The organism is Treponema sp. R80B11-R83G3 (genome assembly GCF_054786115.1).
In genome coordinates this window covers 14,064-30,227 of record NZ_BDHF01000011.1, presented here as the reverse complement: position 1 = coordinate 30,227, position 16,164 = coordinate 14,064, and the positions used below count along the sequence as shown (strand labels likewise).

Genomic DNA, 16,164 nt, shown 5'->3' with positions numbered 1-16,164 from the left:
TATGTAAACGCGGATAGAAATTCTTACCAGCTCCACATTACGCCGATATTCCAGAAATGGTCAAAACCGTTGTTGCCTTCTATAATTTCAGTTTTAATATTTACTTGAGTACTATAAATGCTTCTGTTCCAACCGTATTGGATTCCGTATCCTCCCATTAATTTGAAAATTCCAAACGACGTGGGAATTGACCATGTTACGCCTATTGTTCCGCCCAATTTTGTTTCTATTAAGCTTTGAGTTAAGAAATTCGTTTCTTTATCGTAGTAATTTTGTATTGATTTTTTACTGGGCTGTTCTTCTATTTCATTATACCATGGATCGGTACCGTCCGAGTCAAAAATGGAGCCGTCATGATATTCGGGATCAAATACAGGTTTATCAGCCGAAGCGTTAGCGTGGCGTATTAAATAAGCTGACAAATTTATATCCAGATTACGGATAACTTTCCAATTGCTTCGTAAAGAGATCCTGTCTGAATTTGGTTCCAGATCGGGGCCAATGTTTCTTCCCCTGTGGGTATAATCATAAAAATTCGGGACGGGAGTCCCCGTGATTCCATCGGGACGGGTATCATGATCGTAACCTCCGTTATACCTCATATTTGAAGGTATAACCCAATGCGTGTAAGTATATGGCATAACGGCGGTGTAATCAAGATCAAGTTTGGAAAGTATGCTTTTTATAGGAGCCCATGAAACGCCAATTTCCGCAGCCAATTTAAAATTAGGCGTTCCCTCTAAAATGCCGTTAACTGAAAAATCATCAATATAAACCTGAGTATTTACAAGAAAAGTGTTAAAAGGCCGCCAACGAAAATTAAGCCCCATAAACGCATTGTCATTAAAGCCGGTTATGGATTGAGCGCCAAACAGATAACTGAAAGGTATAAGGTATAATAGTTCGATACGCTCTCCAAAAGTTAAAGATTGAATAAATCCAAATTCAATGTTTTGTATTGGACGAAAATTAATCGTATGAATAATATTATATTTTGAGGGATACCATTCCTCATAATAATAATCAGTGGCAGTAATGGTTTGAAAAAGCATTTCAAAAGAAAATTTAGGATCCCAATAAACAAAAGAAAAATGCCCGGCTCTTGGAGCCTGAGGGCCGACTACAACGCCATTATCATAAAAAGGCCCGTAAGAAGCGCGGCTTAAGCCTCCTTGAAAATAAATATCGTCGTTTCCCAACGCGATAAGGCTTGTCCAATTCTGTAAAAAGCGAAATGGCCCTACATCCGCCTTATCATTTTGAAGATCCGGATATGGCGAATACGTTCCCGGAACGTCAAATTGTTCTCCGCCAAATCGATTGATCTTACCGTCATATTTATCCGTATCCCCATGAAAAGCAAAATTATAACTTACGGAAAATAAATCGCGAATACGGAATAAACCTTCAACAAACGGGGATACGACAATACCGTAATCTTCATCATTACCATGGACATACGTTTTTAAACCGGGATGTAAAAATCTTGATCCCGGGGCTAACGCGTCAATGTATTTTTGAGCCAATCCAACAGCTTTTTCATCGCCATTTTCGATGACCTGTTCAAGGATTTTATTAATAAGTTTTACGGGATACGGGCGAATCGTAGGGGGAAATTCTTTAACATATCCCCTAACAATCCAAATATCTATATCTTTATAAATCTCACCATTTGGATCATGGACGGTTTGAGCGCCAAGAATTATCGAAAATAATAAAAACAGGATAATAAAGAATTTAACTTTCATAAAGAAACTCCGAATATCATAATATGAATAATAACTATTTTTGTCCAGTAACTATTTTATTAATTCTTAAATTTTGATATATGGGGAACAGACGAACCTTGCCATGTGATAAATACGGGCTTATTTGAAATTTCAACAATAGCTTCGTCTGATAATGAATAATTGTCCGCTGATGATATATCATGAATGCTAATTACCGCCTGAATTGCAACCTTTATTTTTTGTTTAATATTTACGTCATTCCAAATAATCAGAGTATTAGTATCCGATTCGTTTCCGATAAAACATAAAGTGACAATATTTGATTTTATTCCTTCTTTTAACGGCAACTCGGGATTATATCGCGTACCGGGAAGATAACGCGCGCATAATTCATAAGCCCATGCGCCGCTTTTCCTTGAAAAATCTGAATAAACAAGGCCAAAATACATTTCCGAATTGAATTTATTAGGATATTCTCCGAATTTATATGAATCTTTAAAATCATACCATATAAGGACGCGCGTTCCACGGACTGCGGCATGGGCAATAGTTTTTATTACATAAGACGGCAGATTTTTTAAAGACACAGTTGACGGATACCAACCCGATGTAGGATAACCTATTTCCGAAATCCAAATGTCGCCGTTAAAATTAATTTTTGAAGCTAAATTAAAAAAGTTATCCAAAAGTCTTATTGCGCCTTTTGGATTTACGTCGTAAGGGTGAAATGAAAGAGCGTCAAGATTTTCCATAGCTCCGGCTTTTTTCATGTTTATAATAAAATTAGAGGGGAGACGTTGAAAACTTCCGCCAATAATATATGCGTCAGGATCGACTTCCCTTATTTTAATAGCCGCAAGCCTTGATAATTCAAAAAATTCCTTATCTGTTCCTTTCCAAAATAACCAATTAGGTTCGTTCCATATTTCCCACGCGTCAATTTTTCCTTTATAGCGCTTTACTGTAACTTCCACGTAATTTATGAAATATTGAAAATCTTCTCTGGAGATATAGTCTTTATTTATGCCGTTATTAATCCAAGGCGTTGAATAAGCAAGCCCTGCAAGTATTTTTTTCTCATGCGCTTTCGCATTATTAACAAAATCATCATAAAAGGTAAAATTAAAATTATCTTTTTCCCTTTCAATTTGATGCCAATTAAAAACTTTACGCACCCATGCCGGATGCATTTCGTTTAAAAACGGATATTCCTCAACTGCCATTCCCGCCACTATGCCTAGATAATCAGGCGGAACGGCAACTTGCTTTGAAGATGTTTTAGAAGTTGTTGAACATGACATTGAAACCATTGAGAAAAATAATACTATAAAAACAAATTTGATAATATGCTTTTGTATTTTCATTTTTAAACTCTCTTTTTTTCCGTAACGACGCGCATTATTTTTTCCTTAAATGCCTCGCGTGAGAATTTACGCACATGGGCGTTAAAATTTTCGCGGTTACAGAATTGTTCCTGACAAGCTTCAAAACGATCCATTGCTTTAATCAGCGAATCAGGAGTTTGCTCGTCAAAGAAAATGCCCGTTACTCCTTCTTTTACCGTGTCAATCGCGCCGCCTGCATGGTATGCGATTACAGGGCAGCCTGCGGCATTGGCTTCTACCGGAATAATGCCAAAATCTTCAATGCCGGGGAAAAGCAACGCCCGCGCCGATGAATAGAGTTTCAGCGCGTCATCATCAGAAACTCTGCCCATGAAGGTAACAAGCCCTTTTTTTTCATACTTGCGCCATTTTTTGTTTATTTTTCCCGCACCAGCCGCTACAAGACGACGGCCGGAAGCAATGCAGGCTTCAATGGCAAGATCAGACCGTTTATAACCGGTAAGCTGTCCAAAAAAAAGATAATAATCCTCAGGTTTCCGTTCAACGGAGAGGAATTTTTCTATATCAACAGGCGGATAAACTACCGCCGCCTCACGGTTGTAACTGCGCCTGATGCGCCTTGCGACATAATTTGAATTGGCAATGAAGAAATCAACCTGATTGGCGGAAATTGCGTCCCAGAGCCTGAGTTTTGGCACGAGACGCTTCATAAAAAAGCGTAATAAAAAGTTAGTCCCCTTGAAATATTCGTGGTACATATCCCACAGGTAGCGCATGGGACTGTGGCAATAACATATATGGTAAGCGTTTGGGTTTGGAATAACGCCCTTTGCGGGACCTGATTCACTTGAGATGACAAGATCGTATGATTGCAAGTCGAAGTCATTAAGGGCGTTAGGCATTAGGGGCATATAAAGCTGATAAAGTTTTTTTGCGAAGGGCAGGCGGTTAATATGTGATGTTATAACGCGCTTTTCTTTTATCAAAGAGGAAACCGCTTTGGGGTTGTATACATGGGTAAATATATCCGCGTTGGGAAAAAGTTCAAACAGAGCCTCTAATACCTTTTCTCCGCCGCGCATATTGACAAGCCAATAGTGGACGATGGCGACTTTCATTTTTTACCGTTTCTCCAAATTAATAAGAAAATTAATGCCAAAGGGCTTTCTTAATTATAGAAAAAGTTTTTTCAAAAGAATACTTGTTTTTTAATGTGTCATTCAGATGTAATACTTGCGGACTTTTATTAAAAAGAATTTCCATTAACTTATCATGCAAGTCGCTGCTGTTTCCAGAATTAAAGAAAATAACGGGAAAACCGGAAAAAACTTCCTTAAAAACGCTTATATCTGAGATAATGGCCTGAGTTCCACAGAGCATAGCTTCAAGAGGAGGGTAGCCGAAGCCTTCATACAGGGAAGGTTGAACTAAAAGTGCGCTTTGCGCGAGGAGTTTCCATTTTTCATCATCACTAATATAACCTGAAAATGTAACCCCTTGTCCTTGCGAATTGTTAAGCCGTTTTGATGTTTTCTTATCTTCAGATCGGAAGTTTTTTTGTGAACCTACAATAACAAGCTTATAATTTAAGCCTTCTTTACTGCATTGTAAAAAAGCGTCAAGCAGTATGTTAAGGCCTTTATGTTTTTTGATATTTCCGATGAATATGATATTTTTCTTTTTTTCTGTTATATTTTTATAACCTGTTTGAAACGGCGTATTAACCGCGTTTGAGGCGTTAATTACATTTAACGATTCGCCAAGAAAATGTTTAATTCTAGATTTTGAAAATTCTGAAACAGTGAAAATAGTTTTAGAAAGCCGCGCCGCACTTTTATAAAAATACATACGCGCCCAAAGTCCCGGTTTAGAAACAAGGTCGGGCATATCAGGAAAAATTATATCGTGAATTGTGGAGTATACGGGAATTTTTATGCCGTTAGGAACATTAAAATAGGGAGTGTAATAGGCATCGCATGAATTTATTTTTTTAAGGATTGATTTAGGAAAAGCGAATGTATCGCGCAGGGAAAAAGGTTTTATTGTGCAATGAGTTATTTCAGCGGCATTGTTTTGCGTGAATTGCCTTAATATATTTTCATCGCCCAGAAGAGCAATTGAAGCTCCTGATGAGAGAAAAAAGGGAAGAAGTCCCCTAAAATAAACCCCTATTCCTCCGCTCGCGTTGATATGCCTGCAATCAAGAAGTATTTTCATGGCAATTCAAAACTTTCCCAATTTGACGCTTCAAAAATTGAATCATGAAGATATATCCATTCGTTCTTTTTTATATTAAATGCGTATTTTCCGTGATTACCGGTCATTGGCGAATGTTGCGTAGTTATTAATATCCCATTTTCTTTTGGCTGTGTCGTAATGGCATTGCCTGTAAACGGATTTGTGGGATAATCAATTAAGCCGTTAAGCGTTAAAAAAGGAACGTCGGCGTTTGTCATAAAATCATTGTTTATGGATAATTCGCCATGAGAATTAAAATCCTTAAATAATAAAACAGGATTATATTTTTCGCGTGATTCACCATTTATGGATAATGGATCATTTGATAATAAATTGTTAACGCGGGCGCCATGATCGGCGGCTATTATTATTCTTGTATTATCATAAACTCCGTTTTTTCGTAATAAATCAAACCATTCGCCTAATTTTAAATATAGGGCAATATTAGATTGATACGTTCCGTAAGACGCATATATGCTATTTCCGATTGTTGACGGTATTTCGGAAGGTTTAAAATTTTCACCATGAAGCCATACGTCTTCGTGAGTTAATTCATTGGTTATTAATAAAGCTGATTGTTCTGTAGAGTCAAAAGAAGTAAGTTCAGGCAAAAAATCCAGAATTGCGTAAGAATTTATAAAATTAATTATGGATCTTCCCATGTTATCCGTGCCCCAATACCAGCCGGAATCGTAAATAATAAGACGTAAAAGCGGGTTATTCATTTTTAATATGGAAAACCAGATGATATTACGTTTTATTCTTGGAAAGGTAAATTCTTTTTTATCAGGTTCGTTTTTTTCATACCATAAACCGGTATAATGGCGTATTATGTTAAAAGCGTTTATTTTATCATATTCATCATATATGGAATTATCCGGTATCCATGAATAATTTGCCCAAGAAGGATCCGTTACGGTAACATTAAAACCGTTTTTTTCCAATAAAATAGGAATTGTTAAAAGCGCCTGATTATGCTTTTCAACAAGAGGAATGTTATTTTTTTTGTTCATTTCTATGGGAGTATATTCATAACCGCCCCAAAGAGGAGGCACGCCCATTAGCGTATGAGCGGCAAATGAAGCCGTATTTTTATAAAGCGTAAAACCGTCAAATTGTTTATTAAGAATTGGAAGATCATTAAAAATAAAAGGCACATATCCGTTAATTGAGCCGTCTGCCATAATAACAATTACGTTTTTATTTTCTTTTGAAAGATTGAAAATAGGTTCAAGTGAAGTTTTTTCCGGAGTATTTGCCATTTTAACGCTCAGTAAAGTATATGCTTTTTTAATTTTTACAATATTGGATAGGGAAATGACAGCAAGTGAAATTATCAATATTGATAAAAAAGAATTTAGATATGTAATTTTGCGTTTGCTGATAATAAAAAATAAAATGAATAATAATAAAAGTGGAATAATTATTGAAAGAACAGCCTGAATAAATCTGACCCCAAATACGCCGGTAGTATTAAAATTAAAAAGCGTATTCATTGTGCCGTAATTTCCGCTGAAAGCGACAGTATAAATTGAAAATATTAACGCAAGAAAAACAATAATAAAAATTATTAAAGATTTTATTCTGTCAGAAAAAAGAAAGAAAATACTTACCGGCCAAATAACAAAAAATCCAAAAAAGAATAAACCGGAATGGATAATATAAACAAAAGGAGAAGCGTGATTTTCGATATAGCAGAATTCATCAGGAGAAGACGCGATTACGGAAGACGGAATATAAAGGCCCGCAAGCAGAAAAAGCGTAAAACATGAAAGCATTAAAAGGATAATCATGTTTTTCCTGTTTTGAAATAATTTAATTAAAAGTTGATTATGCAGAAAGTTATAACCTTTAAGGAAATAAGGCAAAAAATAAAATAAAGATATAATAAATGTAATAAGAAGCCTGAATTTTAATTGGCGCGTTTTCATGTAAAATAACAAATAAATAATAAATAATGTAAAGACGGCGCATAGGATAATATATAAAACTTTTACCGGGTTTTTTATCTTATAAAAAATATTTTTAACAAGTGAAAAAATATTATTGAGCGTCCAATACAAAACAAGCGCCGATGGCGAATTATAAAGCAGTATCATAAAAATGGCAGCCATTCCATAAACTTGTATTTTATCGCGGGCTGAGAGGTTTTGAGTGTAAACAAATCCGGCTATGCAGTTAATCAGAGTCATCGCTATAGGGAGAATATTTACGGAAAAATTGCCAATATGTAATAGTGAATCAGGGAGGCTTATATCTTTTATGGAAAGAAAACTTACCCCATGCAAGGCTGTGAGATTTGACAGGAATGAATATGCCGCAATAAAAAACGGAATCTGAACTATAAGCCCGATAGAGCTTCGAAGAGAGTAAAGCGGATGATAATGCTTCTGACGGTAAAAAGTGGAAAGAATCATGAATTGTTCATCGCCTGAAAAAACTGATTTTATCTTTTTTATGGCGGGTTTTAGCCGTTTAACTGTATCGCGTTCAATAATTTGCCAGCGTTCCGCCATTATATAAAGCGGAAGAGATAAAAAAGAAACTGTTAAGCTGACGCCAAGAACGGAGAATGCCGCGTTCTTAAAAACCTTAAAAAAGAAAACATATACAAATTCTATAATTTGAACAATGGGAGAAATAATAATTGTATAAAAAATATCAGCCATTTACAATTCCATTGATAAATTCAAAAATCCGTTTTCCCGCTTCGCCGGGATACTGCCATGCCGTTTCGCGGGCTTTCTTGCGGGCTGTTTTAAGAGATTCGCTGTCCCCAGCGTTTTTTATTACTTCTGTAATTCGCGGAAAATCTTCTTCCCTAAGTTCAATTCCAGCCTCTTTGACAGTTTTAAACTGCCATAATTCATGTTCAATATCGTCTGCGTCATAGGGACGCGAGTCAAAACTCTGAGTTACATACAGTACCGGCTTATCGAACAGGAACATATAATCAAAAATAATTCCTGAAAAATCAGAAATCATTATATCGGCTTTATTTAAGGAATAAATATTTTCCCGTTCATAATCCCATTCAATATTTTTTGTATTTTTGTAGCGCATTTGCAGGCGTTCCAGCATTGCGGCTTCTGATTTTTTTGATTGGGGATGCGGGCGGATAATAATTCGCCATCCGGCGGCGGCTAACGGATCGAGCAGTTTTTCACCGTAACGGGTCAAAAGCGCCGAAGTACCCCATGAAGGAGAGACAAGCACGGTAAAAGGATGGTTTTCTTCTTTGGGAAGGTTTTTAATTTTTTCTGCGTATACGTCAAGATAACTACAGCCTACAGTAACAAGTTTTTTTTCAGGAATATTACGCTGACGCTCTAAAGCCCTAATGTCTTGCGCCTGATAATCGCCGGTTAAAAGCACGGAATCAAAATAATCAAAACTAAAAAGACGGTATAATGTCGCGTCTACAGGAGCGTGAAGAACATGCGCGTAATGTTTTACCATTTTTGAACGTTTGAGCTGGTACACGTCAAGACCGGGGGTGGTCATAAGGCAGACTCCGGCGCGGAGCATATTAAGGCGCGCGAAAGCTCGGTTACCCTCGCCGATAAATTCAGCCTTGACAAAGTTCCATGCGGCATTAAAAACAGGATCATCTTGCGCGGAAGTAAGATAAAGAAGTTCGACTTTTCTGTTTTCAAATTCGTCAAGGACAGGCTTAAAAACATTCCAATACTGTTTACCTTCGTTATAGATGACAAAAGCATGTTCCGTAGATACGGCATTTGCTGCTTTTCCGCCTGAAAAAAAGACTTTCAGTTTTATTATTAGCGCGCGGCCAAGAAAATAAATAGTCGCCGCAGCTCCGATTAAAATTGAGAATAACGCGCTTCCAGTTCCCGGGTCAATGTACAGAAGAGGAATATTCATTTTTTCTCCTTTTTCCAATTTTTAGGATCAAATATATTATCATGGACGCTTAGCCATTGATCATCCGTAATTTTAAATTGCAGGGTGCTTGCGCTTGTGATAAAAGCGCCATTTTTCTTATTAATCGTAACCGGATTATTTGAAAAGGGATTTTTTGGATTGTCAATTAATTCATTCATAGCAATGGCAGGAACATCCCCATGAGTCATAAATGTTGAATCTGCGGCAAGTTCCCCATGCGCGTTGAAATCTTTAACTATAAGAAGCGCATGATAAGCCGAAAGCATATCATTATTGGGAAGAAGAATATTACCCGAATACGCGCATTTAACTTGCTTTCCGTGATCAGAAACGATAATAATCCGTGTATTGTCATAAACTCCCTGTTCCTGTAAAACATGAAACCATTTTCCCAAAAGCAGAATAGAAGCCATTAGGACATGGTATGTTGTTTCATCCGCAAAAATTCCGTTGCCCATGTCGGTAACGTCCATTTTAGGGACATAATCGGGATATTGAAATATGGCGGGGTAGTGCGTCAGGTCGTTAACTATTGCGGTATAAGTATTAACCGTATCATCTGTAATATCAGTTATCAAAGGTAAAGAGTCAAGGGTAGTGTAACTGTCAATCGTATCCAGCGAAAGCTGTTCTGAAGAGTTATTTTGCACTTTAAGCCAGTCCGCTCTGTCATAAATAAATATTCTAAACGCTGGCGGTGAAATTTTTAATAAAGAAAAACGAATTAACAGTTCTCGTAATAATTCGGGAACGGATAATATTTTAAGTTCCGGATGTGAACGCAGCCACAATCCAGTGTAATTGCCAATGATGTTCATGGCCGTAATTTCAGGATAAGGGGCAAAAACGCTTAAATCGGGCTTCCAACTGTAATTTGCAAAAACAGGTTCTGTAACGGTAACGCGGTAACCTTCTTTCAGAAAAATACGAGGCATCATTAACAGTGCCTCATTATGTTTTTGCATCGCAAAGGAACGGTCTTTTTGAATAAACTGCGGTTCATATTCATAGCCGCCGAACAGAACAGGAGCGCCAATTCTGGTATGGCAGCCAAAACTGACGCAGTTGGGATAATAGGTAAAGCCGGAAAAATCTTTTAAAAGCTCCGGCTTTTCATCAAATATATAAGGAACATAACCTGAAATTGCCGCGTCAAGCATAATGACAATAACATTTTTTCCGTTTCTGGAAAAATGATAAACTGTATCAGGCTTTTGTGAATAAGCCGCGTTAATGCCGGATTGCCGTCTTTGATTATCATAATTTAAAAAATCACTGTTAATTTTAAAGACATTATAGACGCCGAAAAAAACAAGGGCTGTAAGAATAATTAATTGAAATGAATAAAAAATAAATTTTCTTTTAGTTAATAGAAGATATGTAAACCCGCATAATAAGCCGATAGTGGCAAGGCCGCTTAGAATAATTATTTTGTATTTTGATTCAAATGTATCGGGATTGGAAAACCTGAATGAAGTGGTAAGGAAACCGTAGTCGCCGGGAAAAAGAAACGTATCAATAAGGGCCATAATGGAAAAGAGCGAAATTATCAGAGTAAGGCCGTATTTAACTTTTTTTGGAAAAAGATAAAAAACGCAAAGAGGCCAAAATAGAAAAAAACCCGCAGACTGGATAAAAATCGTGAAAATAAAAGGCAGGGGAGTAGTATAAGGAGCATGAAAGGAAAATTCCTGCACCGAAGACGCTATGAGTGAGCTTGGAATGACAAGGCCGCAAAGGATAAAAAGAATGCAGGCGGAAAGGATAAAAGTTTTATTGTTAGATAAAGAATTCTGTTCCGGCTGAACCATTGTTGAAAACTTTTTTACGCAGAACTTATAAAATTTGATGAAGAGGGGGACAAAGAAAATCAAGGAACATAACCCAGCGACAAATAAACGCTTGGGGGAAAAACCAAGAGAGATAAAGCGAATATCAATAAAAATGACGCAAAGACAAAGAAAACAGTATACTATTTTTTTCGCGTGTTTTGTTTTAGACAGAATATTTCTAATAAGGGAGAATATATTATTCATGGTCCAGTAAAGAACCATGCCGGACGGCGAATTGTAGAGCAGAACAAGGAAAACTAAAGCCATTCCGTAAACCTGAATTTTTTCACGGACTGCTAATCCCTTTGTATATACCGCGCCTGAAACGCAGTTAATAAGCGTCATAACAACAGGAAGCAAATTAAGATAAAAACCCCCGAAAGAGAGAAGCCTGTCAGGAGCGCCTAAATCCCGTATGAAAAGAAAAGACGCTCCCTTTAAAAATTCCAAATTTGAAAGATACGCGTAGGCCGCAATGAAAAAGGGAACCTGTATAAAAACCCCCAAAGAACTTCTTAGGGCGTAAATCGGATGGTAATGATTCTGCCTGTAATAGGCGGAAAGAACCATATACTGTTCATCGCCTTTAAAAACAGATTTTATTTTTTTTATTTTAGGATTTAGCTTTGCCTGCAACTCCCTTTCAATTTGCTGCCATTTTTCAGCAATAAAATAAAGAGGCATGGTACAGGCGGTAATGGCGGCGCTTACTCCGAATATGGCAAGCGCTTTGTCCTTGAATATTCGGTATACGATTACAAATGAAATTTCAACTATTTGTACCAGAGGAAAGATAAATATGTTATATAAGAAATCAATCATTTAATGGAATCTAAATAAAGCTTTAAAACTTCAGTAAATCTTTTCATCTCGTGCGGTTTAATGTCTCCGATATTCGCTATTCTGAAAGTGTTTATGTTACCCAATTTTCCGGGGTAAATCGTAAATCCGCTTTGACGGGCAAAATCATGCAAACTGTCAAAGCTGTATTTTGGCGATTCAGGATCAAAAATAGCGGTTATTAAATGAGACTGGTCTTCTTCTTTTACAAGCATTTTTAAGTTTAATTTTTTAACAGCGTCAACTAGAATACGCCAACATTCAGTATAACGCTCCCAGCGTTTTTCCACAGTTTCTTGTTTTGTTTCAAGAATTGCCTGTCTGAGCGCGTAAAGAGATTGAACGGGAGGGGTAAAACGGGTTTGTCCAGTTTTAGAAAAATACGCGTATTGATCATAAAGGTTAAGATAATAATTTCGCATGGGAATAGTTTTTGTTTTTTCAAGCTCATTTTTTTTGCAGATAACAAAACAAACGCCGGCTATCCCTTGAATATTTTTATTGGAAGTGGAAGCCATAAAATCAATGCCAAGTTTGGACAGGTTCATCGGCATTCCGGCATATATGCTAACGGCGTCAACTATTGTTACAATGTTATATTTTTTTGCCAATGGGCAAATAATATCAAGTGGGTTGAGCAGTCCTGTTGTGGTTTCGTGGTACACAATGCCAAGATGAGTATATTTGCCGGTTTTAAATTCTTTCTCAAGAGCGGATATATCAATTTTTTCATAAGTTGAGCTTTTAAAAACAGTGTGGTTAATTTTATAAACTGACGCTATTTTCGCAAGCCGCTGTCCATAAGAACCGTTATCAACAATAAGAATGTGCCCGGTTTCAGGAACGCAGGAGGAAACCATAACTTCATCGGCGGCAGTGCCTGATCCGCCAAAAAAGACCGTTTCATATTCAGATGCGTCGGCGACAATGGCGGTAAGTTCTCGGCATATCCATTTCATCACATCGCCGAATTCCTTTTCACGTGGGCAAATATCGGCGCAGACTTGGGCGTATTTAACGCTGTCGCTTGTTGTCGCGGGACCGGGATTTAATAGGACTTCGCGGCGTATTTGGCGTAACGATTCATTTTCCTGAATAAGCGGGAGTATTTTACTTTGCGCCATTTCAAGATGGCTATCATCGTCAATTTCGCGCCACGCGTAATATTCAATCTTGCGGATAAAGGTCGGATTTGAGTCAGCACACGCCATAATCGCGTGTTCATAGTCAAGTTTAGGAGATCCCGCGCGTTTTTTATCGTAATAGGCGCACATTGCGGAAAGGAGAGACGGAGAAATTTTTGTAATTCCGACAAGTTCGCCGTAAGTTGAAGCAAGTTCGTTTTTGTTTTTTGAAAGCGCCTTTAAAAAAGAGCCGTTAGCCGCTTCCAGATACACTTCGTCTCCTGAATTAGTCGCGCCTGAAGCGAGGATTACATTTTCATGAATATCGTTGCAAAGGACTGAAAGCCCTATACTGTCGTAGATAAGGTCGGATTCCAACAAAAGGAAATCATCTGTTACATAAGGAGCGCAAACGCTTAAAGTAGCCATACTGCCGGTTGTTTCATAGTCGGCGCTAAACGCCGTTTGAATAGCAGGATATTTTTTTGCAAGATCATTGTACGCTTCGGCATGATAACCAGTGCCTATAATAATTTTTTCAATTCCGCATGAAAGCAGTTTTTGAACCGACCATTCAACAATGGCGATTCCGCCCAATTCAAGGAATCCTTTTGGTTTTGAAACTGTTTTTTCTTTAAGGCGGGAACCAAGACCCGCCGCGACAATAACCGCCTGTTTTATCATTTTTTATCCTTAGTTTATAGCCGCGTGATCAACGCGAAGACGATATTCTTCGATATATTTCATAAAAGCAGTTTTATTTTCCTGCGGCGTTGTTTTTGGGCGCCCCAAATCTTTTCGTGCGCCTTTCTTTACTTTTACTTCAATAAATGTAAGTCCTTCGCGTTTGTTAGCCAAAATATTTTTAAGTTCTTCCTTTGTTTTAGCCTGATAAACATTTGTATAGCCGCAGGCGCGCGCGACTGCTGGCATATCAATTAACGGGGCTATTGTAGGCTGCCCTCCGACAGAATCATGAGCCGCGTTATTTAGAACAACGTGGAGGTAGTTACGAGGTTTTTGCGTGCCAATTGCAGCTAACGATCCCATGTGCATAAGCGCCGCTCCGTCTCCGTCAAGGCATGTAACCTGCAATTCAGGCCTTTGTAAAGCGATGGACAACGCAATGGAAGACGCGTGCCCCATAGAGCCTACGGTAAGAAAATCACGTTCATGACCATCGGCGGTTTTGTCGCGTAACTCGTACAATTCGCGTGAGATCATGCCGGTAGTTGAAACAATAATTCCGCCGCGGCCAGAAGTAATCTCTTCTATAGCCTCTTCACGAGTCATTACCGCGTCATGATCTTCTTTTTTTTGAAGGGTATAAGGCGCGAATGTGTCTTTGCGTATAATAAGAGCGTATGGGGAACTTGTTTTAGAAAGCGTTTTAAAACAAGTTTCAATCTGGCCGTTAACGCCGTTCTCATCTTTTTCAAGAACAGCGTATGGAATACCCATGCTTTCAAAGAGAGAACGGGTAACCTTGCCTTGTTTGATATGCTGAGGCTCGTCATGAATGCCCGGCTCTCCGCGCCAGCCTATGATAAGCACTATAGGAATGCGGTAAACTTCGCTGTCGGCAAGGGAGAGCAGGGGATTAACCGCATTGCCGATGCCTGAATTTTGCATATACGCAAGCGGAACGCGTCCTGTTGCAAGATGGTACCCGCAGGCGAGGCCAATAGCGGCCCCTTCGTTTACTGCGATAATATGGTTTTTCTTTTCAGCGTGATCGGTTATATATGCGCAAAAATCTTTAAGGAGAGAATCAGGCACGCCGGAAAAAAACCCTATTCCTTTTTCTGTGAGTTTGTTGTAAAAATATTCAGCAGTTATCAATTATTTTCCGCCCGGAATTAATTCCAGTATTTCTTTTATTGGCATACAAACCGAATCCGCTTCAAGAGAGCGTTCGTTTTGTAAGATCATTTTTGCGGTGTTGACCATCGCAGGATACGCCGAGCGTAGCATATGGTTAGCGTATATAATAATATTCGCGCCCCATGAGGCAAGTTCCTTCTCTGTAAATTTGTTATATGTTGTGGGAACAAGAACAATCGGCACATGAGGATATTCGGCGCGGAAAAGCGTACAAAATTCTTTTATGTCATCGCCAGATTTTTCTTTGCTGTGTATCATAACGCCGTCTGCTCCCGCTTCGACAAATGCCCTCGCCCTTTCCATAGCGTGTGAGACGGGGAAACCGGCAATCAAACTTTCCAGCCGCGCTATAATCATAAATTCTTTTGTTACCTGCGCCTGTTTGCCGGCTTTAATTTTATCGCAGAATTCGGGAATGGGGCATAATTCCTGATTAACGTCAGTTCCATTATGACGGAATGTGGTCTTCAAGTTTGACACTTCTATGATGACCGCTGATATTCCGTTTCTTTCAAGCGTTTTTACAGTGAAGGCAAGATGTTGACCGCCTGTGTCGCCGTCAAAAATTATCGGCTTTGTCGTACATTCAAGAATATTTGTCAAATCATGCAGGCGGGTAGTAAGATCAACCGCTTCGATATCCGGTTTTCCCTTGCTTGTAGAATCTGTCAAACTTGAAGACCACATTCCGTCATAACTATGCAAGCCGTCTTCTTTTTCAATTTCAAGATTTTCTATTATTAAACCGGACAACCCTGAATGCGCTTCCATAATTCTTACAATCCGTTTTGAATCAAGAAGGCGACGGAGCGTTTTTAGGCGAATGTCCGGCGTTGTGCCAATGGAACGTATCGCCTCATTAATTGAAGATGAATTAATCCCCACAGTATAGGGAATCTCTATGACTTCACCGCCAAGTTCTTTCATAACAGCAAAAACTTCATCGCGTTCTTTCCGCAAAGGACCGCTTTTCCAGTCGTCTCCGTGAATGATGTAGTCAGGTTTTAACTTTCGCAAGTTAGGCACATAACTCCATTCTTCCTGTGGGATTACCTGCGCTACGCCCTTTATATTTTCAATAACGTCTTTCCTCTGCCCATAAGTTAAATAGGGCAGGCGTTTATGGGAAGCGATAGCCGAATCGGTTAAGAGTCCTACGGTTAGCTCGCCGAGTTTTGCGCCTTCTCGGATAATGTTGATTATTCCCGGATGAATTATATCACCGCGCATTCCAAGATATACTGTTTTTTCCATAATTTCTTTC

At 38.4% G+C, this 16,164-nt stretch carries 10 protein-coding genes; all 10 read right to left on the bottom strand.

Going from position 1 to position 16,164, the window contains the following annotated elements:
* Positions 1-23: 23 nt before the first annotated feature.
* Genes ACYVRH_RS02850 through aepX form a run of 10 tightly spaced genes read right to left on the bottom strand, consistent with a single transcriptional unit; the run spans position 24 to position 16,154 of the window.
* Complete coding sequence (locus ACYVRH_RS02850; RefSeq protein ID WP_461255422.1) at positions 24-1,748, bottom strand: hypothetical protein; 1,725 nt, start codon at positions 1,746-1,748, stop codon at positions 24-26.
* A 59-nt stretch (positions 1,749-1,807) separates the two neighbouring features.
* Complete coding sequence (locus ACYVRH_RS02845) at positions 1,808-3,094, bottom strand: hypothetical protein (protein WP_461255421.1); 1,287 nt, start codon at positions 3,092-3,094, stop codon at positions 1,808-1,810.
* A 2-nt stretch (positions 3,095-3,096) separates the two neighbouring features.
* Complete coding sequence (locus ACYVRH_RS02840; protein ID WP_461255420.1) at positions 3,097-4,194, bottom strand: glycosyltransferase; 1,098 nt, start codon at positions 4,192-4,194, stop codon at positions 3,097-3,099.
* A gap of 31 nt (positions 4,195-4,225) precedes the next feature.
* Positions 4,226-5,293 carry a glycosyltransferase family 4 protein gene (locus tag ACYVRH_RS02835; RefSeq protein ID WP_461255419.1) on the bottom strand — a complete coding sequence of 356 codons (1,068 nt, stop codon included), beginning with the start codon at positions 5,291-5,293 and terminating at the stop codon, positions 4,226-4,228.
* Positions 5,290-7,983, bottom strand: coding sequence for a YidC/Oxa1 family membrane protein insertase (locus ACYVRH_RS02830; RefSeq protein ID WP_461255418.1), 2,694 nt, complete (start codon positions 7,981-7,983; stop codon positions 5,290-5,292). The genes ACYVRH_RS02835 and ACYVRH_RS02830 overlap by 4 nt, the downstream gene beginning before the upstream one ends.
* Entirely contained in the window at positions 7,976-9,199 is a 1,224-nt protein-coding gene (locus tag ACYVRH_RS02825) for a CDP-glycerol glycerophosphotransferase family protein (protein ID WP_461255417.1), read from the bottom strand. The genes ACYVRH_RS02830 and ACYVRH_RS02825 overlap by 8 nt, the downstream gene beginning before the upstream one ends.
* On the bottom strand, positions 9,196-11,874 hold the full coding sequence (locus tag ACYVRH_RS02820) for a YidC/Oxa1 family membrane protein insertase (RefSeq protein WP_461255416.1): 2,679 nt from the start codon (positions 11,872-11,874) through the stop codon (positions 9,196-9,198). Before ACYVRH_RS02820 ends, ACYVRH_RS02825 begins: the two co-directional genes overlap by 4 nt.
* Entirely contained in the window at positions 11,871-13,700 is a 1,830-nt protein-coding gene (locus ACYVRH_RS02815) for a 2-aminoethylphosphonate aminotransferase (RefSeq protein ID WP_461255415.1), read from the bottom strand. Before ACYVRH_RS02815 ends, ACYVRH_RS02820 begins: the two co-directional genes overlap by 4 nt.
* A 9-nt stretch (positions 13,701-13,709) precedes the next feature.
* On the bottom strand, positions 13,710-14,858 hold the full coding sequence (gene aepY, locus ACYVRH_RS02810) for a phosphonopyruvate decarboxylase (RefSeq protein WP_461255414.1): 1,149 nt from the start codon (positions 14,856-14,858) through the stop codon (positions 13,710-13,712).
* A complete protein-coding gene (gene aepX / locus ACYVRH_RS02805; protein WP_461255413.1) occupies positions 14,859-16,154 on the bottom strand; it encodes a phosphoenolpyruvate mutase in 1,296 nt (431 codons plus the stop codon). It abuts the gene before it with no gap.
* Positions 16,155-16,164: the final 10 nt, after the last annotated feature.